The sequence below is a fragment of the Streptomyces sp. CT34 genome, assembly GCF_000805335.1.
Taxonomy (GTDB): Bacteria; Actinomycetota; Actinomycetes; order Streptomycetales; family Streptomycetaceae; genus Streptomyces.
Genome location: NZ_KN708638.1, coordinates 7,313,305 through 7,337,918, shown reverse-complemented (window position 1 = coordinate 7,337,918; position 24,614 = coordinate 7,313,305). Strand labels below are relative to the sequence as shown.

General features: G+C 72.0%; 21 protein-coding genes and 1 tRNA gene. 2 read left to right on the top strand and 20 right to left on the bottom strand.

The features are described from left to right. Window positions 1–60: 60 nt before the first annotated feature. A complete protein-coding gene (locus tag RZ84_RS31975; protein WP_043267907.1) occupies window positions 61–870 on the top strand; it encodes a tyrosine-protein phosphatase in 810 nt (269 codons plus the stop codon). Between the two features lie 78 nt (window positions 871–948). On the opposite strand, the gene RZ84_RS31970 is transcribed toward RZ84_RS31975, so the two are convergent. The 16 genes from RZ84_RS31970 to RZ84_RS31895 form a co-directional block, all read right to left on the bottom strand. Beyond that, window positions 949–2,331 (bottom strand): aspartate aminotransferase family protein, encoded by a 1,383-nt coding sequence (locus RZ84_RS31970; RefSeq protein WP_043267905.1) that lies wholly within the window; start codon window positions 2,329–2,331, stop codon window positions 949–951. Continuing rightward, window positions 2,328–4,211, bottom strand: a complete 1,884-nt coding sequence (dxs, locus tag RZ84_RS31965; RefSeq protein WP_043267903.1) for a 1-deoxy-D-xylulose-5-phosphate synthase — start codon at window positions 4,209–4,211, stop codon at window positions 2,328–2,330. The genes RZ84_RS31970 and dxs overlap by 4 nt, the downstream gene beginning before the upstream one ends. A 102-nt stretch (window positions 4,212–4,313) precedes the next feature. After that, window positions 4,314–5,339 carry an adenosyl-hopene transferase HpnH gene (hpnH, locus tag RZ84_RS31960; RefSeq protein ID WP_043267901.1) on the bottom strand — a complete coding sequence of 342 codons (1,026 nt, stop codon included), beginning with the start codon at window positions 5,337–5,339 and terminating at the stop codon, window positions 4,314–4,316. 5 nt (window positions 5,340–5,344) lie between these two features. Next, on the bottom strand, window positions 5,345–6,001 hold the full coding sequence (locus RZ84_RS31955; RefSeq protein WP_043267899.1) for a phosphorylase family protein: 657 nt from the start codon (window positions 5,999–6,001) through the stop codon (window positions 5,345–5,347). After that, window positions 6,001–8,070 (bottom strand): squalene--hopene cyclase, encoded by a 2,070-nt coding sequence (gene shc / locus RZ84_RS31950; protein ID WP_043267896.1) that lies wholly within the window; start codon window positions 8,068–8,070, stop codon window positions 6,001–6,003. Before shc ends, RZ84_RS31955 begins: the two co-directional genes overlap by 1 nt. 107 nt (window positions 8,071–8,177) lie before the next feature. Next, the gene (locus tag RZ84_RS31945) at window positions 8,178–9,242 is read right to left on the bottom strand and encodes a polyprenyl synthetase family protein (RefSeq protein ID WP_043267894.1); all 1,065 of its coding nucleotides are present in this window, start codon (window positions 9,240–9,242) and stop codon (window positions 8,178–8,180) included. 53 nt (window positions 9,243–9,295) lie between these two features. After that, window positions 9,296–10,723: a hydroxysqualene dehydroxylase HpnE gene (gene hpnE, locus RZ84_RS31940; RefSeq protein WP_052230307.1), complete on the bottom strand. Its 1,428-nt coding sequence runs from the start codon at window positions 10,721–10,723 to the stop codon at window positions 9,296–9,298. Window positions 10,724–10,838: 115 nt separating this feature from the next. After that, a complete protein-coding gene (gene hpnD, locus RZ84_RS31935; protein ID WP_043267891.1) occupies window positions 10,839–11,792 on the bottom strand; it encodes a presqualene diphosphate synthase HpnD in 954 nt (317 codons plus the stop codon). Further along, window positions 11,789–12,655, bottom strand: a complete 867-nt coding sequence (hpnC, locus tag RZ84_RS31930) for a squalene synthase HpnC (RefSeq protein WP_043267889.1) — start codon at window positions 12,653–12,655, stop codon at window positions 11,789–11,791. Before hpnC ends, hpnD begins: the two co-directional genes overlap by 4 nt. Window positions 12,656–13,106: 451 nt before the next feature. After that, window positions 13,107–13,898, bottom strand: a complete 792-nt coding sequence (locus RZ84_RS31925) for an ABC transporter ATP-binding protein (RefSeq protein ID WP_043271467.1) — start codon at window positions 13,896–13,898, stop codon at window positions 13,107–13,109. Between the two features lie 4 nt (window positions 13,899–13,902). Further along, window positions 13,903–14,832: an ABC transporter permease gene (locus RZ84_RS31920; protein ID WP_043267887.1), complete on the bottom strand. Its 930-nt coding sequence runs from the start codon at window positions 14,830–14,832 to the stop codon at window positions 13,903–13,905. Between the two features lie 77 nt (window positions 14,833–14,909). Beyond that, window positions 14,910–15,782 carry a glycosyltransferase family 2 protein gene (locus RZ84_RS31915; protein ID WP_043267884.1) on the bottom strand — a complete coding sequence of 291 codons (873 nt, stop codon included), beginning with the start codon at window positions 15,780–15,782 and terminating at the stop codon, window positions 14,910–14,912. Window positions 15,783–15,796: 14 nt separating this feature from the next. Further along, entirely contained in the window at window positions 15,797–16,576 is a 780-nt protein-coding gene (locus RZ84_RS31910; protein ID WP_078894821.1) for a CDP-alcohol phosphatidyltransferase family protein, read from the bottom strand. Then, complete coding sequence (locus RZ84_RS31905) at window positions 16,554–17,615, bottom strand: iron-containing alcohol dehydrogenase family protein (protein ID WP_043267880.1); 1,062 nt, start codon at window positions 17,613–17,615, stop codon at window positions 16,554–16,556. Before RZ84_RS31905 ends, RZ84_RS31910 begins: the two co-directional genes overlap by 23 nt. Further along, the gene (locus RZ84_RS31900; protein WP_043267878.1) at window positions 17,603–18,346 is read right to left on the bottom strand and encodes a phosphocholine cytidylyltransferase family protein; all 744 of its coding nucleotides are present in this window, start codon (window positions 18,344–18,346) and stop codon (window positions 17,603–17,605) included. The genes RZ84_RS31905 and RZ84_RS31900 overlap by 13 nt, the downstream gene beginning before the upstream one ends. Then, window positions 18,343–20,169, bottom strand: a complete 1,827-nt coding sequence (locus RZ84_RS31895) for a DUF5941 domain-containing protein (protein ID WP_043267876.1) — start codon at window positions 20,167–20,169, stop codon at window positions 18,343–18,345. Before RZ84_RS31895 ends, RZ84_RS31900 begins: the two co-directional genes overlap by 4 nt. A 499-nt stretch (window positions 20,170–20,668) precedes the next feature. Between RZ84_RS31895 and idi the strand changes: the two genes are divergently transcribed. Beyond that, on the top strand, window positions 20,669–21,280 hold the full coding sequence (gene idi / locus RZ84_RS31890) for an isopentenyl-diphosphate Delta-isomerase (protein ID WP_043267874.1): 612 nt from the start codon (window positions 20,669–20,671) through the stop codon (window positions 21,278–21,280). On the opposite strand, the gene RZ84_RS31885 is transcribed toward idi, so the two are convergent. The 4 genes from RZ84_RS31885 to RZ84_RS31870 form a co-directional block, all read right to left on the bottom strand. Beyond that, entirely contained in the window at window positions 21,255–21,746 is a 492-nt protein-coding gene (locus tag RZ84_RS31885) for an ATP-binding protein (RefSeq protein ID WP_043267871.1), read from the bottom strand. The two genes, idi and RZ84_RS31885, sit on opposite strands and share 26 nt — an antisense overlap. 123 nt (window positions 21,747–21,869) lie before the next feature. Next, on the bottom strand, window positions 21,870–22,538 hold the full coding sequence (locus RZ84_RS31880) for an HdeD family acid-resistance protein (RefSeq protein ID WP_078894420.1): 669 nt from the start codon (window positions 22,536–22,538) through the stop codon (window positions 21,870–21,872). Window positions 22,539–22,719: 181 nt separating this feature from the next. Further along, window positions 22,720–22,793: transfer RNA gene (locus tag RZ84_RS31875), tRNA-Met, on the bottom strand. A gap of 68 nt (window positions 22,794–22,861) precedes the next feature. Next, window positions 22,862–24,514 carry an ABC-F family ATP-binding cassette domain-containing protein gene (locus RZ84_RS31870; RefSeq protein ID WP_043267869.1) on the bottom strand — a complete coding sequence of 551 codons (1,653 nt, stop codon included), beginning with the start codon at window positions 24,512–24,514 and terminating at the stop codon, window positions 22,862–22,864. Window positions 24,515–24,614: the final 100 nt, after the last annotated feature.

The following is a 24,614-nucleotide window of genomic DNA, read 5'->3' as shown; positions in this document are numbered from 1 at the left end:
CGTCGAACCAGTTACGCTTCGTCGACGAGCAGCGTCGGCGGCCGACCACAAGGAGCGCCCGTGACGCAGCAGACGCCGCAGGTCCCCCAGGCCCAGCCCGAGCTCGCGGAGGTCCGCAACTTCCGTGACGTGGGCGGGCTGCCGACCGTGGACGGGCGTCGCATCCGGTACGGCAGGCTCTATCGCAGCGGTCACCTGGCACACGCCACCGCGGAGGACGCCGCCTACCTCACCGGCCTCGGGCTGCACACCGTCTTCGACTTCCGCAACGCCTCGGACATCAAGCTGGAAGGCCCGGACGTCACGCTCCCGGGTGTACGAAACGTCAACATCCCGCTCACCGACCCGGCCGACGGCGCCGAGTTCTGGACGATGGTGCGCGACGGCGAGCTCGACCAGCTGCGGGGCGCGCTCGGCGACGGAAAGGCCGCGGCCCGTATGGCCCAGACCTACCGCGAGATCATCACCACCCGCACCGCGGACCACAGCCGGGTGCTGCACGCCCTCGCCGAGGACAGCGTGCCGGCGCTGATGCACTGCGCGGCCGGCAAGGACCGCGCGGGGCTGTCCATCGCGGTCACCCTGCTCGCCGTCGGCGTGGAGCGGGACGCCATCGAGGCGGACTACCTCAAGTCCAACGAGCCCGGCCGCCGCTACAAGATCCGCCGCTCGGACAACTCCTCGGCGGGGATGTCCCCCGAGGTCATGGAGCTCCTCTCGCCGCTGTTCGGGGCGGACGCGGACTATCTCTCGGCCGCCTTCGACGCGATCGAGGAGACCTGGGGCACGACCGAGTCCTACCTCTCCGACGGCCTCAAGCTGGCGCCCGCCACCCGCGAGCGGCTGCGCGACCGGCTGCTGGAGGACTGACCCCGGCACTGCCCCGGACCGGGGGGGGGCACGGCTCCCCCCCCCCCCCCCCCCCCCGCCTCTCCCCCGCGCCTGCGGTCAGCGGTGGGCGACCGCCTGCTTGACCAGCGTCCGCCCGAAGTCCCACATCAGGCCGCTGCCGCTGTGGGCGTCGTCCATGACGGCCGTGAAGGCCGTGACGAACCGGTCCGCCTCCCGTTCGCCGATGATCAGCGGCGGGAGCAGCTTGATGACCTCCAGGTGATCGCCGGAGACCTGGGTCAGGATGTGGTGGCGCTGGAGCAGTGGCACCACGACCATCTGCGCGAACAGCCCCTTGCGCGCCGCCTGGAGCATCGTCCAACGGCTGCGCAGGCCGAGGGACTTGGGGCGGCCGAACTCGATGCCGACCATCAGCCCGCGCCCCCGCACGTCGTGCAGCAGCTCGTAGCGGCCGATCAGCGCCGCGAGCTTTCCGCGCAGCAGGTCGCCGGTGTGCCGGGCCCGGTCGACGATGTCCTCGTCCTCCATCACCGAGAGCACCGCGAGGCCCGCCGCCATCGCCTGGGCATTGGCACCGAAGCTGGCGGAGTGCACCAGTACCCGGTCGATGGACGAGTAGACCTTCTTGAAGATCCAGTCCTTGCCGAGGGTCGCACCGACCGGGACATAGCCGCCGGACAGCGCCTTGGCCACACACACCAGGTCCGGCTCCACCCCCGCCTCGTGCTGGTAGGCGAAGAAGTCGCCGGTGCGGCCGAGTCCGGTCTGCACCTCGTCGGCGATCAGCAGGGCCTTGTGCCGGTGCAGCAACTCCTGTGCGGCCCGTAGGAATCCGGGCGGCGTGGGCTGGACGCCCTTGCCCTGGATCGGCTCGACGATGAAGCCCGCCACGTCGTCGCGCCGCAACTCCCGTTCCAGCGCGTCCAGATCGCCCATCTCCACGGCGGTGTCCGGCAGCAGCGGCGCGAAGCCGTCCCGGAAGACGTCCTCGCCGTTGACCGAGAGCGAGCCGGTGGTCAGGCCGTGGAAGGCGTGGGTGCAGTAGAGAACGCGGGGCTTTCCGGTGGCGCAGCGGGCGAATTTCAGGGCGGTCTCGACGGCTTCGGTGCCGCTGTTTCCGAAGAAGACCCGGTCGAGGTGGGGTGCGTGGCGGAGCAGCTTCTCAGCGAGGAGACCGGGCAGCGGCGGGCAGTCGAAGCGGGTCAGGTCGGCCAGCTCGGCGTCGAGCACGTCGTGCAGGGCCCGCCGGACGACCGGGTGGTGCCGGCCGAGGCCCATCACCCCGAATCCGGCGAGCATGTCGAGGTACTCCTGCCCGTCGGCGTCCCAGAAGTAGGCGCCCTCGGCCCGCTCGTAGTCCTTGTCGAAGCCGATGGTGTGCAGCATCCGCGGCAGCTGGTGGTTGAGATGGCGGGCGTGCAGGTCGTAGCGTTCGGCGCCGCGTTCGGCGAGCAGCTGCCGCAGATCGAATCCGGTCATGTCGTCTTCTCCTCACGGGCGGGCAGCGCGCCGCCGATCCGGGCGGCGATGCCGGCCGGGGTGAGCCCCAGGTCGGTCAGCAACTCACCGCGTGTGGCGTGCGGCAGGAACCGCTCGGGGATGCCGAAGGTACGCAGCGGCACATCCACCTCGGCGTCCCGCAGCGCCTGCGCCACCATCCAGCCGACCCCGCCGGTACGGCAGTTGTCCTCGACGACGGCCACCAGGCGGTGTTCCGCGGCCAGTTGGACGATCACCGGGTCGACGGGCTTGACCCAGCGGGGATCGACGACCGTGACGCCCACCCGTCGGTCGGCCAGCAGCGCGGCGGCCCGCAGGCACACCGGCGCCGTCACCCCGACCGCGACCAGCAGCACATCCGGCCGCTCGGCCCGCCGCAGCACGTCCGTACCACCGGTCCGCGCCACCGCCGGAATCGGCTCGCCCACCGTCTCCTTGGGGTAGCGCAGCACGGTCGGCGCGTCGTCCACGTCGAGGGCTTCCCGCAGCTGGGCGCGGAGCTGGCCGGCGTCGCGCGGGGCGGCGATCCGCAGTCCCGGTACGACGCCCAGCAGCGACATGTCCCACATGCCGTTGTGCGAGGCGCCGTCGGTGCCGGTGATACCGGCCCGGTCCAGCACGAAGGTGACGCCGCACCTGTGCAGCGCGGCGTCCATCAGGACCTGGTCGAAGGCCCGGTTGAGGAAGGTGGCGTAGACCGCGAAGACCGGGTGCAGCCCGCCGGTGGCCAGTCCCGCGGCCGACACCGCGGCGTGCTGCTCGGCGATCCCCACATCCCAGATCCGGTCCGGGTACGCCGCGGCGAACCGCTCCAGCCCGAGCGGCTGGAGCATGGCCGCCGTGAGGACGACGACGTCCGCCCGCTCGGCGCCGATGCGGACCATCTCGTCGCCGAAGACGGACGTCCAGGACGGCGCGCCGGCCGGTGCGGCGGGCGCGCAGGTCAGCGGGTCCAGCACGCCGACGGTGTGGAAGCGGTCCGTCTCGTCCTCCAGGGCCGGCCGGCAGCCGCGGCCCTTCTCGGTCAGGCAGTGGACCAGCACCGGGCCGTGGAACCCCGCGGCCCGGCGCAGCGCGGATTCGACGGCCGCGATGTCGTGGCCGTCGATCGGGCCCAGGTACTTCAGCCCCAGGTCCTCGAACATGCCCTGGGGCGCGATGAAGTCCTTGAAGCCCTTCTTGGCGCCGTGCAGCGATCCGTAGAGCGGCTGTCCGACGACCGGGGTGCGCTGGAGGACGTCCTTGCCCCAGGCCAGGAAGCGCTCGTAGCCGTCGGTGGTACGCAGGGTGGCGAGGTGGTTGGCGAGGCCGCCGATGGTGGGCGCGTAGGAGCGCTCGTTGTCGTTGACGACGATGATCAGCGGGCGGTCCTTGGCGGCGGCGATGTTGTTGAGCGCCTCCCAGGCCATGCCGCCGGTCAGCGCGCCGTCCCCGATGACGGCCACGACGTGCTCGTCGGTGCCGCGCAGCCGGCGCGCCTTGGCCAGGCCGTCGGCCCAGCCCAGCACCGTCGAGGCGTGGCTGTTCTCGATGACGTCGTGGGCGGACTCGGCCCGTGCGGGGTAGCCGGACAGCCCGCCCTTGGACCGCAGCCCGGAGAAGTCCTGACGTCCCGTCAAGAGCTTGTGCACGTACGACTGATGGCCGGTGTCCCAGAGGATGCGGTCAGTGGGTGAGTCGAACACCCGGTGCAGGGCGATGGTCAGCTCGACCACCCCCAGGTTGGGTCCCAGGTGCCCACCGGTGCGGGCGACCGCCTGTACCAGGAACTGCCGGGCCTCCACCGCGAGTTCCCTCAGCCTTGCGGCCGACAGTGCCTTCAGGTCGCGGGGCGAGCGGATCTGCTCCAGCAGCGTCATGGGCGGTCCCCCTCCGGTGCTGCGGCGGACGGTGGCGTCGGGGATGCCGGGCGGGCCGGGACGCCGGCGGACCCCGGCATCACCGGTTCACCCCGCGACACCTCATCCGCGGTTTCCCGCGATGGTGTCCCGGGCGGCCCGGAGGGACTCCTTCAGGGAGCTCATGGTCGCCAGGACGGCGGTGGGCTCATAGCCGCAGTGCGCCATGCAGTTGGCGCACCGCGGATCCTTGCCGCGGCCGTACTTGTCCCAGTCGGTCTCCTCGATCAGCTCGCGGTACGTGGGGACATAGCCGTCGCTCATCAGGTAGCAGGGGCGCTGCCAGCCGAAGAGGGAGTAGTTGGGGATCGCCCAGGCGGTGCACGGGAAGTCCGCCTTGCCCTCCAGGAAGTCCAGGAAGAGCGGGCTGTGGTTGAGCCGCCAGCGCCGGCGGTTGCCGCCGGCGAAGGCTTTCCGGAACAGCTCCCGGGTCTGCTCGACGCCCAGGAAGTGCTCCTGGTCGGGGGCCTTCTCGTAGGCATAGGCGGGCGACAGCATCATCTCGTCGACCCGCAGGTCGTCATTGAGGAAGTTCAGTACCTCGATGATCGTCTGCGGGGTGTCGGTATTGAAGAAGGTGGAGTTCGTGGTGACCCGGAAGCCGCGCCGCTTGGCCTCCTTGATGGCCTCGACCGCCTCGTCGAAGACGCCTTCCTTCGCGACGGATTCATCGTGCCGTTCGCGCATCCCGTCGATGTGCACCGCGAAGGCGAAGTACCGCGAGGGCCGGAACATGTCCAACTTCTTGCGCAGCAGCATGGCATTGGTGCACAGGAAGACATACTTCCGTCGTGCCACCAACTGCCGTACGATCTCGTCGATCTGAGGGTGCATCAGGGGCTCGCCGCCGGCGATGGAGACCATCGGGGCGCCGGACTCCAGCACCGCTCCCACCGCCTGGGCCACCGGCATCCGCTGCTTGAGCACGCCGGCCGGGTGCTGGATCTTCCCGCAGCCCTCGCACTTCAGATTGCACGCGAAGAGCGGCTCCAGCTCGACAATCAGCGGAAACTTCTCCCGCTTCCGCAGCACTTTCTGTTCAAAGAGATAGGTCCCGACCCGGATGGACTGGCGGAGCGGCATAGCCATCTGGCTCACCTCCTGGGGAGCGGCAAAGAACGGTGCCATTCGAAGAGAACCGGAACCACGGAGCGCAGCACCCGGAAGGCCGATATTCCACCGCGCAGGGTCCCGATGCGTACGAGTTCATGTTCTGGAGCGTCCACGACCACCCGGACGGCCGCAACCGGACGGCGGCCGGCGCACACCGCGGCCCGGAGCGTGGCGGCCGACTCCATGTCCACCGCGACGGCGCCCTGGGCGTGCAGCTCGGCCCGCTCCGCGCCGCGCACGACATGGTCCGAACCGCGCAGCAGTCCGGTGTGCACCCGCAGCCCGCGCCGCCGCAGGGCCCGCAGCAGCGGACCGTTGTCCCGGCACGGCACGTCCGGTACGCCGGACCGGTGGTCGCGGGTGGCGTCGGCGACGACCACGTCCCCGGGCCGCATCCCGGGGGCGAGCCCGGCGCAGAAGCCGCTGGCCACGACGGGCGAGCCCGCGGTGGCCGAGCCCGCAGCCAGTGCGGCGGCGATGGCGCGTTCCGCCGCATGGGGGCCCATGCCGGTGCGGAGGGTGACCACCGGAGGATCCGCTCCCCCGCCGTCACCGCCCCGCAGCGCGAACCGTTCGATGCCGAGCGCGCAGGCGACCAGCAGCGGCGGATCCGCGTCCGGCGGGGGCCGTCTCGGCATCAGGCCCCCACCGGCACACCGGCCGGGCCGCCGTTGACGTAACGCCCCAGGGCCGTCAGCGGGAAGACCTGGCGGTAGAGGTGGTAGTTGATGGAGAAGTCCCAGGGGAAGCCGGTACCGGTGAAGTACGGCTCGTCCCAGGAGCCGTCCGGCAGCTGGGTGTCCACCAGCCAGCGCACCCCGCGCCGGACCGCCTCGCCGTCCCGTTCGCCGGCCGCGAGCAGCGCCATCAGCGCCCAGGCGGTCTGCGACGCGGTGGAGGCGCCGCGCCCGGCCCACTTCTCCTTGTCCTGGTAGGAGCGCTGGTCCTCGCCCCAGCCGCCGTCCTCGTTCTGCACCCGTTCCAGCCAGCCGACGGCCCGTCGGACGGCGGGGTGGGAGCCGGGGATGCCGGCCGCGGCGAGCGCCGGCAGTACCGACCCGGTGCCGTAGACGTAGTTGGTGCCCCAGCGCCCGAACCAGGCGCCGCTGGGCTCCTGTTCGGCGAGCAGCCAGGCGATGCCGCGGCGGGTGCGCGGGTCGTGGGTGCGGCCGACGTCGGCGAGCATCTCGACGACATGGGCGGTGACATCGGCCGACGGCGGGTCGATCACCTCGCCGAAGTCGCAGAACGGCAGCCGGTCGGGGAACGGGCTGGTGTTGTCGGCGTCGAACGCGCCCCAGGCACCGTTCCTCGACTGCATGCCCGCGCTCCAACGCACCGCCCGGCCGACCGCCGCCGCCACCCGCTGCGGGTCCGGGTGCCGGACCCGGCGCAGCGCCAGCACCACCTCGGCGGTGTCGTCGATGTCCGGGTAGTTGTCGTTGTGGAATTCGAACGCCCAGCCGCCGGGGGGGAGTTGGGGCCTGCGGACGGCCCAGTCGCCGGGCCGGTCGATCTGCTCGGCGAGCATCCAGTCGGCGGCCTTGACCAACTGCGGGTGGTCGGCGGGCAGTCCGGCGTCGGCCAGCGCGATGGTGGCCAGGCAGGTGTCCCAGACCGGTGACTGGCACGCCTCGATCATCCGGGCACCGTCCTCGCGCCACACCGCGAACCGGTCCAGGGACTCCAGGCCACTGCGCAGCACCGGGTGGTCGAGGTCGTAGCCGAGCAGGTGCAGGGCGATGACGGAGTAGACGGCGGGGGGCTGGATGCCGCCCCAGCAGCCGTCGTTCTCCTGCCGCTCGATGATCCAGCGGGCGGCCGAACGCATCGCCGCGGCGCGTGGCTTGCGCAGTGCGACCTTGTGGTACAGGTGCAGCGCCTTGTCCAGCCGCTGGAAGACGCCGTCCCAGGTCGTGGCGGGCGCCGGCGGGCGCGGCGGGTTGGGGCGGCGGGGATCGGTGTGCAGCTCGTCGAGGGCGAACGGCGCCGGGCGCACCGGGCGTTTGGCCGAGACGATGGTCAGCGGCACTATCGTCTGCCGCGCCCAGCAGCCGAAGGCATGGATGCCGAGCGGGAACCACTTGGGGAAGTAGATGAGTTCCGGGGGGAGTTCGGGCAGGTCGTCCCACCTCCACCAGCCGAAGAGGGCCAGCCAGATGCGGGTGAAGACGCGGGCGGCGGCGATTCCGCCGTGTGCCCGGACCCAGGCGGACGCCTGCGCCATGTGCGGCGCCTCGGGGTCGTCCCCGGCGAGCCGCAGCGCCACGTACGCCTCGATGGTGGTGGAGAGTTCGCCGGGCCCGCCGTAGAAGGTGGCCCAGGTGCCGTCCGCGCGCTGTTCGCCGCGGATGTGGCGGGCGGCGGCCTCGGTGAGCTCCGGATCCTGGATGCCCAGGAACTGACGGAGTAACAGGTCTTCCGCGTCCATCGTGACGTTGGTCTCGAGGTCGCCCTTCCACCAGCCGGCGGGGTCCTGGGCGGAGAGCAGGAAGTCGGTGGCACGGGCGGTCGCCTCCCGTGCGGCGTCCGCCGTGTCCCGCACCACGGCGGTACGTGCCCGGCCGGTCTTGCCGGCCTTCCCCTTCGCGCGGGCCTTCGCGCTCCCGCGGGTCTTCGCGGGCGGTGCGGTCTTCTCGGCGGTGTCGCCGGCCGAGGGGGCCCGGGGCGGTTGCGCCCCGGTGCTTCCGTCGGTCGTCGCTGTCATGGCTTCCCCTTCTTGCAGTGAACTGTCAATGCGTGTTCAGGGATTCCGTCGGCCGGCGCCCGGCTGGCACCGGCCGGCGACTGCGAGCTATCGCGTGGTGACGGTCATCATCTCTCTCGTACGACGACGAAGTCCGCCAGCGCGACGAGCTGCGCACGAACCTGCTCCGGCATGTCGACCTCGTCCAGCGCGGCGACCGCGGTGGCGTGCTGGCGGCGGGCCTCCTGGGAGGTCCACTCCCGGCCGCCGGCCTCCTCGATCAGCGCCGCGCGGGAGGCGAACTCCTCCTCGGTGAAGTCCGCGATCTCGGTCTCGCTCTTCTTGGCGTCGGCCGCCAGGATGTCGGCGAGCCGCTCGGAGGCGGGCCCGCCGGCCGCCAGCGCGGCCACGACCGGCAGCGACTTCTTGCGCTGGCGCAGATCGCTCCAGGTCTGCTTGCCGGTGGACTCCGGGTCGCCCCAGATGCCCAGCAGGTCGTCGACGGCCTGGAAGGCGAGGCCGAGGTGGTGGCCGTACCGCTCCAGGATGTCCGCGGTACGGTCGTCGGCGCCGCCGAGGACGGCGCCGATGGAGACGGCGCAGGCCAGCAGCGCGCCGGTCTTGTTGCCCTCCATCTCCAGGCACTCCTCGACGGTGACCCGCTCGCGGTGCTCGTACGAGATGTCCTGGGCCTGACCGTCGATCAACTTGCGGGTGGCCAGGGTCAGTCGGCGGGTGGCGCGGCCGGCGTCGACGGTGCCGAGCTCCAGCAGTATTTCGTTGGCCAGCGCGAACAGCGCATCGCCGACGAGGATCGCCTGGGCCGGCCCGTGCACCTTCCAGACCGTGTCGCGGTGCCGGCGCTGCTCGTCGCCGTCCATGAGGTCGTCGTGCAGCAGCGAGAAGTTGTGCACCAGCTCCACGGCGACCGCGCCGGGGATCCCGACCTCGGGGGCGGCGCCCGCGGCCTCGGCCGACAGCAGCGCGAGCGCGGGCCGCACCGCCTTGCCGCCGTCGCCCTCGGTGGGGCGGCCGTCCACGTCGATCCAGCCGAAGTGGTAGGCGGCGACCGCGTCCATGGGAGGGGCGAGCCGGTTGACGGCGGCACGCAGCACGGGAGTGGCGAGCGTCCGCCCGCGCTCCAGCAGCGCGGTGACGCTCGCGGTGTCGATAGCTGGGGAAGCCGGGGTCACGGTTTCTCCTCTGTTTCCGATGCTCGTGCTCGTGCGAGCGCTCGTACTCGTTGTCATGCCGCCTCCTGAGGCAACTGGCCCTGGGGGAAGCCGAGTTCGGTGAGTGCCTCGCGAGCGGCGGCAGTGCCGCTGCGAACAGCGCTTTCCATGGTCGCGGGCCACCCGGTGGCGGTCCACGCGCCGGCCAGGAAAAGGCCGGAGGATTGGGTGCGGGCGGCGGGGCGGAGCCTGCCGACGCCCGGGGCGGGCGCGAACGTCGCGGTGCGCTCGCGGGTGACGAAGAAGTCGCGGATCCGGGCGCCCCGGGCGGCGGGCAGCAGCCGCTCCAGCTCGGGGAGGTAGCGGGCGCGCAGCGCGGCGACCGGATGGTCGATCTCCTGCCGCGCGGCGGACTGCGAGACGGCCAGGTACTGCCCGCCGCCGGTCAGCCCCGAGGCGTCGGTCCGGTCGAAGACCCACTGGACCGGGGAGCCGACCGCGGCGAAGAAGGGGCGGCGCAGCACCTTGCGGTCGTAGACGACGTGGAGGTTCAGGATCGGCGCGGTGCCGATGTCCAGCAGCCGGTCCTTGCCGGGCAGCGCGCCGTCGGGCAGCAGGGCGTGCGCCTCGCGCTGGGGTACGGCGAGCACGACGGTGTCCGCGGTGAGCGTCTCCTTGCCGTGCGGGCCGTTCTCCACCGCGACCTGCCAGCTGCCGTCGGCGCGGGCGACGGCACCGGCGCGGGTGCGCAGCGAGACCCGGACGCCGGCCTTCCGCAGCGCGGTGCCGGCGAGCGTGTCGTGGACGGCGCCCAGCGGGACCCGGGACCAGCCGATGTCGGCGGCGCCGGGCGCGGAGAGCAGCCCGGTCCTGAAGACCTTGGCGGCCAGCCCCAGCGAGGCCTCGCCGGCGGTGGCGTTGAGCGTCGCGATGCCGACCAGGTCCCAGAGCGCCTCGACGGCGCGCGGCGACTGGCCGTAGCGGCGCAGCCAGCTGCCGAAGTCCATCCCGTCCAGTGCGGGGTCGGCCGGGTCGAGGTTCTTCAGCGCCAGCGTCGCGCGGACCACACCGGCCCGCTCGGCGGGTGAGAGGTGCGGGTACAGCGCCAGGCTCCCGGCCAGATGGAGCGGCACCGGCAGCGCGGTCCGCCGCAGCCGGCCGAGCCGCCGGCGCTCCGCGTCCAGGACCGGGACGTCCATCCGGTCCTGGAGGGGGGCCAGGCCGTCCGCGCCGATCCGCTCCAGGTGCGTGCCGTAGGCGGTGCAGCAGCGCAGGTAGACGTGCTGGCCGTTGTCGACGGTCAGCTCGCCGGCGGCGGAGTCGCGGCGGAAGGAGAAGACCAGCCCGCCCAGGCGCGGGCGGCCCTCGACGAGGGTGACCCGCAGTCCGGCGTCGGCCAGCGCCAGCGCCGCGGTGGTACCCGCGAGACCGCCCCCGACGACCACCGCAGCCGCCCCTTCGGGACGGCCGGAGGGACGGGTGGTGGCGCGCCCGGGCAGCATGGCTCCCGATGTCATGTGCTCTCCCCTCTTACGCCCGTCATGGACGCAGCCACCCGGCGAGGGGTTGCCCGCCGCGCCGGTGCCGGATCACCGCAGGGGTGCGCGGCCGGGCACATCATCCGCGCCTCCTGACCGACTCCCGGCGGCCGATCGCCCGCGCGTCGAGCCCGGACAGTCCGCGCACCGCGACGAACGCCTTCTCCCGGCCCGGCAGCGACACCCGGCCGCGCAGCACCGCCTCCGGGTCCGCGGCGATCCGCGACAGCAGCCGGTGGTAGATCCCGGCCATCGCCGCCACGCAGGCACCACTGCGCCGGTCGAGCATCGGCAGCAGCCGGAAGCCGTCGGCGAACAGCGCACGGGCGCGCCTGACCTCGAAGTGCACCAGCCCGGCGAAATCGGCACCGGGCGGCGGGACCGGGCGGCCGAACCCCGCCGAGCAGCCGAACTTGGCGAGGTCCTCGGCCGGGAGATAGGTCCGGCCGTTCCCGGCGTCCTCGCGAACATCCCTGAGGATATTGGTGAGTTGGAGCGCCAGCCCGAGCGTGTCGGCGTACTCGGCGGCGCGCTCGGCGCCCGGCGCGCCCGGTACGGTGCCGAACACGCCCAGGGAGAGCCGGCCGATTCCCCCCGCGACGCAGCGGCAGTAGACCTTGAGCTCCTCCCAGGTCTCGTACGTGTCACCGCGCACGTCCGCCAGCACGCCGTCGATCAGCTCGTCCAGCGCGTCGAGCGGGATCGGGAAGCGCCGGGCGGCGTCGGACAGCGCGACGGCCACCGGGTCGGTGTCGTCCTCGCCGATGTCGCCGCCCTTGACCCGGGCCAGCAGGGCGCGGGTGTCCTCCAGCCGCTGCTGCTTGGCGGCGGCCTCCAGGCTTCCGTCGCCGATGTCGTCGACCCGGCGCGAGAAGGCGTAGAGCGCCGACATGGCCTGGCGCTTCTCGGCCGGCAGCAGCCGGATGCCGTACGCGAAGTTCCGTGCCTGCTGCCCGGTGACGGCCTCGCAGTAGCGGTACGCGGCGAGCACCGGCGCGGACACGTGTGCAGTCGTCTCCACGGTCCGACTCACCCCTCTCTTCGCAATGTCGCCCGCATCTCGCGCAGCAGGCTGAGCTTGGTCGGTTTGGGGGGTCCGGGGAGGACATCGTGATCGGCGGTCGCCACCGCCTGGAGTGCGGCGCGCCCGCCGGCCACGAAGCCGGCCAGCAGCAGCTTGAGTCTGCCGTGCACGCTACCCACCAGCGGGGTGCCTTCATTCAGCAGCTCAAGGGCGCGTTCCGCTTCGAACGCGATCAACGCGCGCACCGATGCGCCCCCGGTCGAGGCGGCCAGATCGGCCTCGGTGACCCGGAAGCGCTTCATGTCCTCGGCCGGCAGATAGATACGGTCGCGGGCGAGGTCCTCGGCCACGTCCTGGATGTGCTCGACGATCTGCAGCGCCGTGCAGATCGCGTCCGAGTACCGGATCCGCTCGGGGCTGGTGGTGCCGGTGATGCCGAGGACGAGCCGGCCGACGGGGTTGGCGGACAGCTCGCAGTAGCCGACCAGGTCGTCGTAGGTGCCGTAGCGGCTGATCCGCTGGTCCTGCCGGTTGGCCTCGATCAGGCCGAGGAAGGGCTCGGGGGTCAGTCCGCAGCGGCGGACGGTCGGGCCGAGCCGGCGCATCAGCGGATGGCTGGGGCCGGGGGCGCGGTCGCCGAAGCAGCGGTACAGGTCGGCTTCGAGGGCGTCCAGCAGGGCGGGCCGGTCGTCGTACCGGTCCCGGTCCAGGCCGAGGAGGACGGCATCGCCGCCGCCCGGCGCCAGATCGCCGTCGCCGATGTCGTCGACGAGGCGGGCGAAGCCGTAGACGGCCATCAGATCGGCGCGCCAGGCGCGCGGCAGGAAGAACGGCGCGACCGGGAAATTCTCGTGTGCGGCCTGGTCGAGCACGGTGCGTGTCTGGTCCCTCCCGCCACTCGGCACCGCCCGCCGCGGGAAGGCGCGACGCGCCTGCTCGTCTCCTCGGCTCACCGGGGGCTACCCGGCGCGTTGTGGAGCCGGAGCGAACCAGTAGCCATTGCCGTCACGTCTCCCGTTCTACACCGCCAAGCCAAAACATCCCATTTCGGACACGCCGCGGCCCTGCGACGCGCTCCGATCGAGGCTTCATCGCCCACCCGGGAGCGGTTTGCCCGACTTGCACCACTTGTGCCGCTCGGCGACCTGTACAGCTTACGCCGTACACCTGTGCCACGTCCGGGCGGGTACCGCAGCCCCGGGCAACGCTCCGATCAACCTCACGGAGATCCGAACCGTTCCCGGAATCCGCGGAGTTGACCATCTTTTAACGCTCACAGGCCCCCGCGAACCGGACTCGCGAGGGCCTTCCGCCGCAGATGGGCTATTTGCCCGTCTGCTTCTCGTACGCCTTGATGACCTCGTCCGTCGGGCCGTCCATCAGCAGCTCGCCCCGCTCCAGCCACAGCACCCGGTCGCAGGTGTCGCGGATGGAGTTGTTGTTGTGGCTGACCAGGAAGACCGTACCGGCTTCCTTGCGCAGCTCCCGAATGCGGGCCTCCGAGCGCTTCTGGAAGGCCCGGTCGCCGGTGGCCAGCGCCTCGTCGATCAGCAGCACGTCGTGGTCCTTGGCCGCCGCGATGGAGAACCGCAGCCGGGCCGCCATACCGGACGAATAGGTGCGCATCGGCAGCGAGATGAAGTCGCCCTTCTCGTTGATGCCGGAGAAGTCGACGATCTCGTCGTAGCGCTCGCGGACCTGCTCGCGGGACATGCCCATGGCCAGCCCGCCGAGGATGACGTTCTTCTCGCCGGTCAGGTCGTTCATCAGGGCCGCGTTGACGCCGAGCAGCGAGGGCTGGCCGTGGGTGTAGACCTTGCCGCGCTCGGCGGGCAGCAGGCCGGCGACGGCCTTGAGGAGAGTCGACTTGCCGGAGCCGTTCGAGCCGATCAGGCCGATCGACTCGCCGCGGTAGGCGGTGAAGGAGACCCCCTTGACCGCATGCACCTCGCGCACGCCCACCGAGGGCCGGCGCCGGACGATGCGGCTGAGCGCGGCGGTCGCGCTGCCCTTGCCCGTACCGGTGCCGTACACCCGGTAGACGATGTGCAGCTCGTCCGCGATCACGGTCGGGATCCGCTCCTGCGCCGCTGCCGTCGGCTGGACGCCGTCCATCTGCTCAGCCACGTCCGTACCGCTCCTCAGCCTTCCAGAAGTACACAAAGCCCGCGACGCCCGCCAGCAGCGCCCAGCCGCCCGCGAACGCCCACACGTGCGGCGGGAGCTGGTGCGCCTTGAAGCTGTCGATCAGCGCGAACCGCACCAGGTCGATGTAGACCGCGGCGGGGTTGGCGTAGAGCAGCACCTCGACGATGTGCGGGACGTGCTTGCCCTTCAGGATCAGGTCGATGCTGAACATCACGCCGGACGCGTACATCCACGTCCGCATGATGAAGGGCATCAGCTGCGCCAGGTCCGGCGTCTTGCTGCCGAGGCGGGCCATGACCATCGCCAGACCGGTGTTGAACACGAACTGCAGCGCCAGCGCCGGGATCACCAGCAGCCAGGACCAGGTCGGCACCTGGCCGAAGCCCAGCAGGATGGCCACCAGCACGCCCATGGAGATCAGCAGTTGCTGGAGCTGCATCAGCGAGAACGAGATCGGCAGGCAGGCCCGCGGGAAGTGCAGCGCGCGCACCAGGCCCAGGCTGCCGGAGATCGCGCGGGTGCCCGCCATCACCGAACTCTGGGTGAAGGTGAAGATGAAGACGCCGGTCACCAGGAACGGGACGTAGTCCGGAACGCCCTTCCGGGTGCCGATCAGCAGGCCGAAGATGAGGTAGTACACGAGCGCGTTCAGCAGCGGCGTCGCCACCTGCCAGACCTGGCCCAGCTTCGCCTGGCTGAACTGCGCGGTCAGCCGGGCGCTGGAGAAGGCGGAGATGAAATGCCGGCGGTCCCACAGCTGCCGGATGTACTCCGCGAGGCTGGGGCGGGCACCGCTCTGCGCGAGCCCGTACTTCTGGGCCCGCTGGGCCGCCGTGAGCCCTTCGTCGGCGGATGGCGGGGCACTCATGGCGACCGCACTGTCGTGCGTGGTCTCGCTCACAGTTGACACTTTCGTCCTCAAGGTGCGCTGCCGGGGCTCGCCCCGGTTCGCGCCTGATGCTCTCAGGTAAGAGCTTGTCAGATGATGGGAGGGCGGCCCAGTCGGGTCAGTCGCCAAACGGTAGCCCACTTCATGGGGCGCCTGGGACCGCATGCGGTGGCCCAGCCCTCCTTGAAGCCGCCCAGCCAGGCCCGCAGCGCCGGCCACGACGGCCGGCGGGCGAGGGTGAGCAGGAACCAGACGCCGAGGTAGACCGGAACCAGCACGGCGGGGAGGTTGCGGCGGGCCAGCCAGACGCGGTTGCGGGCCACCATGCGGTGGTAGACCGCGTGCCGGGCCGGGGCCGTGGTCGGGTGGTGCAGGACCATGTCCGACCGGTAGTCGACCAGCCAGCCGGCGTCCAGCGCCCGCCAGGCCAGGTCGGTCTCCTCATGGGCGTAGAAGAAGTCGTCGGGCAGCCCGCCGACCTCCGCGAACACCTCCGTACGGACCGCGTTCGCGCCGCCGAGGAAGGTGGTCACCCGCGACGAGCGCATCGGGTCCGAGGCGCGCAGCCGCGGGACGTGCCGGCGCTGGGTCCGCCCGGTGTCCGGATCGGCGATCCGGAAGCCGATGATGCCGAGCGCGGGGTCCGCGGCGAACGCCGCGCGGCACAGCTCCGCGGTGTCCTCGTTGGCCAGCAGCCCGTCGTCGTCGAGGAAGAGCAGGGCGTCGACGTCGCCGCCGTGCGGGCCGAACGCCTCGATGCCGACGTTGCGGCCCGCCGGGATGCCGACGTTCTCGGGGAGTTCCACGGTCCGTACGCCGTCGGGCAGTTCCGGCAGCGGGGAGCCGTTGCCGACCACCACGATCTCGACCGGATCGCCGTGCTGCTTGGCGACCGAGTCCAGCAGCGCGCGCAGCTCGTCGGGGCGGTTGCCCATGGTCAGGACAACCGCGCCGAGCCGCATCCCGGGAGCCGCGGTCACTTGAGCCTGCTGGAGACGAGGATGGACACGAGGTGCAGCACGGTCTGGAGCAGCGCGATGCCGGCCAGCACCGCGACGCCGAGCCGGGAGAAGAACAGGTCGCCCCGCACCGCGTCCACGATCGCCAGGACCAGGATCAGCAGGGACGCCTCGATCCCGAGGACCAGCCGGTGGAACTTCAGCGCCGCGGCGGCCCTGCGGGCCAGCGCCAGACCGGACGAGCGCGGCTCGGACGCCGCCTCCTTGACCGGCGGCAACCCGCCCTGGTGCCGGGCCACACCGACGAGGTCGGTCTCCGCCTTGATCAGGATCGCGCCGAGCGCGGCCAGCGTGCCGAGGAACGCCCAGAGCCAGTCGATGCGCCCGGGGCCCCACAGATCGGCGGCGCGCAGGCCGAAGCCGACGAGCACCGCGGCGTCGCACAGATAGGCGCCGACCCGGTCCAGGTAGACGCCGCCGAGCGAAAACTGCTTCTTCCAGCGCGCCACCTCGCCGTCGACGCAGTCGAGCAGCAGGTAGAGCTGGACCATCAGCACGCCGAGCACGGCGCCCCAGACGCCCGGCACCAGCAGCGCCGGGGCCGCGAGGACGCCGAAGACGGTCATCAGGTAGGTCAGCTGGTTGGGCGTGACCCGGGTGTTCACCAGGTGCCGGTCGCAGCGCAGCGAGATTTCCCGCATGTAGAGGCGGCCGGCCCAGTGCTCACCGCTGCGCCGGTCCTTCACGCCCTCGGGGTGAACGACCGGGCGGAGTTCAGCTACTGATGGTTTCGGCATAGTCGGCGTATGCGTCCCTGATCTGGTCGGTGGACAGGTCCAGGTGCTCCAGGATCGTGTAGCGGCCCGGACGGGTCTTCGGGGCGAACTCGACGGCCTGGACGAACTCCTCGTCGGTGAAGCCGATTTCGCCCGGGGTGACCGGCAGCCCGTGCCGTTGCAGCACCTCGACCATCAGCGCGGAGGTTTCCCGGTCCCCGCGCAGATGGGTGGCGAACGCGGCACCGAGGCCGCACTGCTCGCCGTGGCTCGCCGCCCTCTTGGGGAAGAGGATGTCGAAGGCGTGGTTGATCTCGTGGCAGGCGCCGGAGGCCGGACGGCTGTCGCCGGCCACCGACATCGAGATGCCGGTGAGGACCAGCCCCTCGGCCAGCACCTGGAGGAAGCTGTCGTCGCCGACGCCCCCGGGGTGGCGCAGCACGGCCTCGCCGGCCTGCCGGGCCATGGCCGCGGCCAGCCCGTCGATGGCCTCGCCGGTCTCGCGGTGCGAGAGCTCCCAGTCCGCGACCGCGGAGATGTTGGAGATCGCGTCGCCGATGCCGGAGCGGACGAAGCGGACCGGTGCCTCGCGGATGATGTCGAGGTCGATCACCACGGCGATCGGGTTCGGCACGCCGTACGAGCCGCGGCCCGCGTCGTTGTCGAGGGTGGCGACCGGGGAGCAGAGGCCGTCGTGCGACAGGTTCGTCGCGACCGCCACCAGCGGCAGGCCGATCCGCGCCGCGGCGTACTTGGCACAGTCGATGATCTTGCCGCCGCCGAGGCCCACGACCGCGTCGTAGTGCCCCTTCTTCATGGCGTCGGCGAGCTTGATCGCCTCGTCCAGGGTGCCGCCGCCGACCTCGTACCACTCGGCGCCGGGCAGCGCGGGGGACAGCCGCTCGCGCAGCCGCGCCCCCGAGCCGCCGCTGATCGCGATGGCGAGCTTGCCAGACGCGGAGATGCGCTGATCGGCCAGCAGGCCCGCCAGGTCGTCCAGGGCGCCGGCGCTGATGTCGACGACGACCGGGGACGGAATGAGGCGGGTCAGTACCGGCATGCGATGTCACGGCCCTTCGCGAGGTCGTCGTGGTTGTCGATCTCGACCCACCTGACGGCGCCGATCGGCGCCACGTCCACCTTGAAGCCGCGGTTGACCAGCTCCTGGTAGCCGTCCTCGTAGTAGAGGTCGGGGTCCCGCTCGAAGGTGGTCTTGAGGGCATCGGCCAGCTCGGCGGCGGCCGAGCCCTCGATGAGGGTGACGCCGATGTACTCGCCGGTGGCCTCGGCCGGGTCCATCAGCTTGGTGATCTTCCGGACGCCCTTGGCGGGGTCCGCGACGACCTTCATCTCCTCGTCGGCGAGCTGCTTGACGGTGTCCAGCGCGAGGACGATCTGCCGGCCGTCGCCGCGGGCGGCGAGCAGGGTCTGCTCGACGGAGACCGGGTGCACGGTGTCGCCGTTGGCGAGGATCACCGAGTCGTGGGCCGCGATCACGTCACGGGCACACCACAGGGAGTAGGCGTTGTTCCACTCCTCGGCCTTGTCGTTGTCGATGAGGGTGAGCTTGAGGCCGTACTGCTGCTCCAGGGCCTCCTTGCGCTCGTACACGGCCTCCTTGCGGTAGCCGACGACGATCGCGACCTCGGTCAGGCCGATCTCGGCGAAGTTGCCGAGGGTCAGGTCCAGGATCGTCTTCTCCCCATCGACCGGCACCAGTGCCTTCGGCAGGGTGTCGGTGTAGGGGCGCAGACGCCGTCCGGCGCCGGCTGCCAACACGAGGCCGATCATGCGGGTTCTCCTTCATCGTGTACGGCGGGTGCGCCGCCCAAGTGAGCAGACACCCAGAAGCGGATGCTCTCGCTGAGCACCAGCAGCGCCAGGAGCACAGCGAGTGCCGTGAGCGCGATTGTGAAACCTGTGGCGGGCAGCAGGGCGGCCAGGACCGTGACCACGAGGATCCGTCCTTCACTCCCCCCGGTCGCCCGGACCAGCCACCGCGGTGGGGCCCCGGTGCCACCGCGGATGCGGTAGACCGTGTCGTAGTGATGGTAGGCGACGGCCGCGATCAGCCCGAACGCCGCGGGCAGCGCTCCGTGGGCGCCCGACCGGGCGGCCAGCACGAGCACCGTGAGGTATTCGCCGGCCCGGAAGAAGGGCGGTACGAGCCAGTCGAGAGCGCCCTTGAGCGGGCGGGACACGGCCGCGCCGGCGAGCAGCGCGGAGCAGACGGCGACGCCGACGGTGAGCCAGGAGGCGGGGTTCTTCTGGAAGATCACCCAGACCAGCAGCACCGCGGACGAGAGAAACGCCATAACGGGCGCGAGGAGGGAACCGGTGCGGCCCCGGCCGCGGGCGCCGCCGGAGATCAGCTCGACCAGCGGCCCGGTGTCCGCGAGGTCGGCGAGCGCCCGGGCGGCCCGGTCGGTGCGCCGGGCCCGGCGGGTCAGCGAGCGCAGCACCCGGCCGGCGGTGGTGTAGCAGGCGGCCAGCGCGCAGCCGATCAGCAGCGCCAGGAAGACGATGCGCGGGGTGGTCAGCGCGGTCAGAACGGCGATCATGGCCCAGCGTTCGCCGATCGGCAGCACGATCATGCGGCGCACCCAGACCGTCCAGCCGACGCTGTCGAGCCGGTCGGAAAGCGCGGCGGTGGGGCTGGTGTTGGCGCTCGCACCCCCCTCAACGTGACTCGCCTCGTTGAACGCGAAGTCCACGACATGCCGGCAGGTCTGCAGGACCATCGCGCCGAGCGCCAGCGCCCAGACGTCGTCGCCGGAGCAGCGGGCGGCGCCCAGGGCGAGTCCGGCGTAGTACGCGTACTCCTTGGCCCGGTCGAAGGTGGCGTCCAGCCAGGCGCCCATCGTCGAGTACTGGAGCGAGTAGCGGGCGAGCTGCCCGTCGGTGCAGTCCAGGACGAAGGAGAGGAGCAGCAGCACCCCGGCCGCGGCGAAGCCGACGCGGGTGCCGGTGGCCGCACAGCCCGCCGCGGCCAGCGCGGTGAGCAGGGACGCGGTGGTGACCTGGTTGGGGGTCAAACCGCGGCGGGCGCACCAGCGGGCGAGATAGCGGGAGTACGGGCTGATGCAGAAGGTCGTGAAGAAGCCGTCGCGGGACTTGACGGCGGTGCGCAGCCGGACCGCCTCGTCGTCGACGGCGGCGACCGCTTCCCGGGCCTCGTCGCGCTGGGCCGGGGTCAGCGCGAGGGTGGCGACCAGGCTGCCGAGCTCGACGCGGTGGAGTCCGATGTCCTCGCGGTCCAGGGCCTCGGTGAGGGTGTCGGTGAGGACGTCGGTGAGGTGGGCGGTGCCGGCGCCGACCGGGATCCGGCCGGCCGCGCGGGCCAGCGCCGGGCGGGCCTCGGGCTGCGCGGTGAGCGCGCCGGGCACCGCGGCGGCCGGGAAGCGGGGGTCGGTCAGGGCGAGCCGCAGGGCGTGCAGATGGCCGACGAAGCGGGGGTCGACGAGGGCCACCCGCTGCTGCGCGGGGACGTCGGCGAGCAGCCCGGCGACGTCCGCCGGTTCACTGGCCGTACGGACGTCGAAGCCCAGCGTGCGCAGGTCGGCTTCGAGCGGCGACCCGGCGACCGGCGGACCGGTGAGGATGGCGGTCGACAGACGAACTCACTCCTTGGATGCGGACCAGGCAGCGCCGGTCGGTCCGCATTCGGCACGAACTACCCGGGCGGCGGGCATGGCACACCTCGCCCGCGGAGGGCCGGGTGGCACGTCGGCAGAGGCTATCGGATCGCGGGATGCGGCCGTTCACCACGCATTCACCGCTCGATCGGGTGACCGACGGCTGCGCCTGCCGCGATCATCATGGTGGATCGGGCGGCGCATGAACAACTGACCGCCGGTCCGGCGCCCGCGCCGGCGCCGGTTATGAGTGGGCTGGTCACGGGTGGGGCGGGTTGGTGCCGGGGCCGGTGCGGCGGGGGTCGGGCCGGGCCGGTGTGGACCTTCTCACGGGCCGGCGGGCGGGTCCGGCGCCCCGCCGCGGCTCCCGTTTCCCGCCCGGTCGCGTCAGCACCGCGGAACGCCTGGCAGCGCTCTGCCACTGATCAGGACCCTGGTGGGGCAGACTTGACGTCGACGACCGACGACAAGGATGGGCATGCCGATCACACCTGCCAACGGACAGACCGCCGGGACCCCGGTGGTGGGCGCGCCGGACGGCGCCGCCGAGCCGATCATGCTGGAGCTGGTCGACGAGGACGGTACGACGATCGGCACCGCGGAGAAGCTCGCGGCGCACCAGCCCCCCGGTCAGCTGCACCGGGCGTTCTCGGTGTTCCTCTTCGACGAGAAGGGGCGGCTGCTGCTCCAGCGCCGGGCGATGTCCAAGTACCACTCCCCCGGCGTGTGGTCCAACACCTGCTGCGGCCACCCGTATCCGGGCGAGACGCCGTTCGCGGCGGCGGCCCGGCGGACCGCGGAGGAGCTGGGGCTGGCGCCCGCGCTCCTCGCGGAGGCCGGCACGGTGCGCTACAACCACCCGGACCCGGACTCCGGGCTCGTCGAGCAGGAGTTCAACCACCTGTTCGTCGGGCTGGTGCGGACACAGCCGGAGCCGGATCCCGAGGAGATCGGCGAGATCGCGTTCGTCACGCCGGAGGAACTGGCCGAGCGGCATGCGCGGGCGCCGTTCTCCGCGTGGTTCATGACCGTGCTGGACGCGGCGCGCCCCGCGGTCCGCGAGCTCACCGGGCAGTCGGCGGGCTGGTAGCGAGCGGGGTGAGCGGCAGCTCGGCCCAGATGGCCTTGCCACCGTTCACGGTGTGCTCGACGTCGCACTTGCCGCCCGCCTCCGCGGTGAGCATCTTGACCAGCCACAGGCCGCGGCCACCGACATCGCCCTCGTCCGCCTCCAGCGCCTTGGGGCGGTAGGGGTGGTCGTCCTCGACCGCGACCCGCAGCCAGTTCGCGCCGATGGTGAGCTGGACGGCGATCTCGGGGGAGAGCAGCGCGGCGTGCCGGACGGCGTTGGTGACCAGTTCGGAGACGATCAGCAGCAGTCCGTCCACGATGGCCTCGGCGACGGGCACCTGCTGTTCGCCGAGCAGGTCCCGGACCGCGTGGCGCGCCTGGGGCACCGAGGACTCCAGTGCCGGTGCGGTGAACCGCCAGACACCTTCGTATGCGAGCGAGGAGGTCAGCTCCTCAGGAGGTTCTGCTGGGGGTCCGGAAGGCATCCTCACACGAAGAGTGTTGAGAATGTGTTGGTCCGGACCGACCCCCTGAACACAAGTCAGCGCCTATCGACGCCTTTTGGCCGATTCTGCCGGAATTGATCAATCTCGCGACGCGTTCTGTCGCTACTCTTCCTTGTTCCGAGGCCGGTGCTCGGCGGGCGTCACGGCATCCTCGCCGGAGCCGCCGGAGAGGGGTCCGGATCCGGCCACTCTGCTCTCCTCGACCATACCGACGACCCGGCGACCGCCGACGCCCATCGCGATCAGTCCCAGCCCGTCGAAGAGCAGCGCGAGCGAGAAGAAGCAGCCGATGACGTAGAGGCTGCTGTGCGGCCAGTTGCCGAGCACCAGCACGCCCAGCAGGATGCCGAAGGCGCCCTGCACCAGCGTCCAGCCGAACTGCGGCCCGCGCACCACCACCGCGCCCACGAGGCGGAACAGTCCACCGGTCAGGAACAGCAGGGCGGCGAACATGGTGAGTGCGGCGGCGGTGGCATCGGGCCGGCGGATCACCACCACACCGGCCGCGATGTTCAGCGCCGCCACGATCACCGCGAGCCAGAAGAAGTTCGAGCCGCGGGACTGGAGGGCGTGCAGCAGGCCCACCACGCCGCCGATCAGCAGCAGCCAGCCGAAGAGCAGCATGGTCGTGAGGGTGGCCACGCCGACGTAGACCAGGCCCACGATGCCGGCCAGCGCGAGGACCGCGCCGAGCACGGCGAGGACGACGAAGCCGCGCCCCAGCCGGGCCGTCGCCGGGTCGCGCCGAGAGGTTGTGGACCTGCGGGTCATCGCCGCCTCCTCACTCCGGTGCCTTACGTCCCGGTATACCCCGTATCGGAGGGTGGGGCAGGACGGGCGGACCGGGCCCGGCGCTCGGCGGCGGACGGCGTGACGGCACCGGAGCAGACGGCGTGGCGGCACAAAAGCAGCAGGTCCGGTGCCTGTGCACCGGACCTGCTGTTCTTCTGAGTAGCGGGGACAGGATTTGAACCTGCGACCTCTGGGTTATGAGCCCAGCGAGCTACCGAGCTGCTCCACCCCGCGTCGGCTCGGAACACCTTACGGGTCTCCCGCCCCGGAACCAAATCGATTGTCCGAGCGAACGCCGCGCCTCACACCACCCGGTCGGTGATCCGCCCGCCGGCGACCTCGATGCGGCGCGCGGTGTGCACCGCCTCCAGCATCCGCCGGTCGTGGGTGACCAGCAGCAGCGTGCCCGGGTACGAGGCGAGCGCGGACTCCAGCTGCTCGATGGCGGGCAGGTCGAGGTGGTTGGTCGGCTCGTCCAGGACGAGGAGATTGACCCCGCGGCCCTGGAGGAGGGCCAGTGCGGCGCGGGTGCGCTCCCCCGGGGAGAGGGTGTGCGCCGGGCGCAGCACATGGGCCGCCTTGAGGCCGAACTTGGCGAGCAGGGTGCGGACATCGGCGGGCGCCATGTCCGGTACGGAGGCCCGGAAGGCGTCCATCAGCGGCGCTTCGCCGTGGCCGTCGAAGAGCTGGCCGCGCGCCTGGTCGATCTCGCCGACCACCACACCGGGACCCAGCGTGGCCTGGCCGGAGTCCAGCGGCAGCCGGCCGAGGAGGGCCGCGAGCAGGGTGGACTTGCCCGAGCCGTTGGGGCCGGTGATGGCGACCCGGTCCGCCCAGTCGATCTGGAGGTCCACGGGACCGAAGCGGAAGTCGCCGCGGCGCACCTCGGCGTTCCGGAGGGTGGCCACCACGGCGCCGGCCCGGGGCGCGGCGGCGATCTCCATCCGCAGCTCCCACTCCTTGCGCGGCTCCTCGACGACGTCCAACCGCTCGATCATGCGCTGGGTCTGCTTGGCCTTGGCGGCCTGCTTCTCGGTCGCCTCCACCCGGCCCTTGCGGGCGATCTTGTCGTTGTCGCTCGCCTTGCGGCGGGCGTTGCGGACGCCCTTCTCCATCCAGTTGCGCTGGGTGTGCGCCCGGGTCTCCAGGGCGGCCTTGGTGTCCGCGTACTCCTCGTACTCCTCGCGGGCCCGGCGCCGCGCCCGGGCGCGCTCCTCCAGATAGGAGGCGTAGCCGCCCCCGTAGGTGTTGACCTGCTGCTGGGCGAGGTCGAGTTCGACGACGCGGTTGACCGTACGGGTCAGGAACTCGCGGTCGTGGCTGACCAGGACCGTGCCGGCGCGCAGCCCGGTGACGAAGGACTCCAGCCGTTGCAGGCCGTCCAGGTCGAGGTCGTTGGTGGGCTCGTCGAGCAGGAAGACGTCGTAGCGGGAGAGCAGCAGCGAGGCGAGCGAGGCGCGGGCGGCCTGGCCGCCGGACAGGGCCGTCATCGGCTGGTCGAGGCTGATGGCGAGGCCCAGCTGGGCGGCGGTCTCCTCGGCGCGTTCGTCCAGGTCGGCGGCGCCGAGGGCGAGCCAGCGCTCCAAGGCGGTGGCGTAGGCGTCGTCCGCGCCGGGGCGTTCGTCGACCAGCGCCCGGGTGGCGTCGTCCAGGGCGCGCTGCGCCTCGGCCACGCCGGTGCGGCGGGCGAGGAAGGCGCGTACCGATTCCCCGGGGTGGCGGTCGGGCTCCTGAGGGAGGTGGCCGACGGTGGCGGTGGGCGGGCCGAGCGCGAGTGAGCCGTTCTCCGGGGAGGCCAGGCCGGCCAGCAGGCGCAGCAGTGTGGACTTGCCCGCGCCGTTGGCGCCGACGAGGCCGACCACGTCGCCGGGGGCGACGACCAGATCGAGACCGGAGAACAGCACGCGCTCGCCGTGGCCGGCGGCGAGGTCTTTGGCGACGAGTGTTGCGGACATCAGGCCGCCGATCGTATCCGGCCGGGCGGTGTGCGGTCGCTCTAATATCCGGGCATGGAACCGGCTCTGAAGACGCATGTCAGCGACGGCACCGCGACCG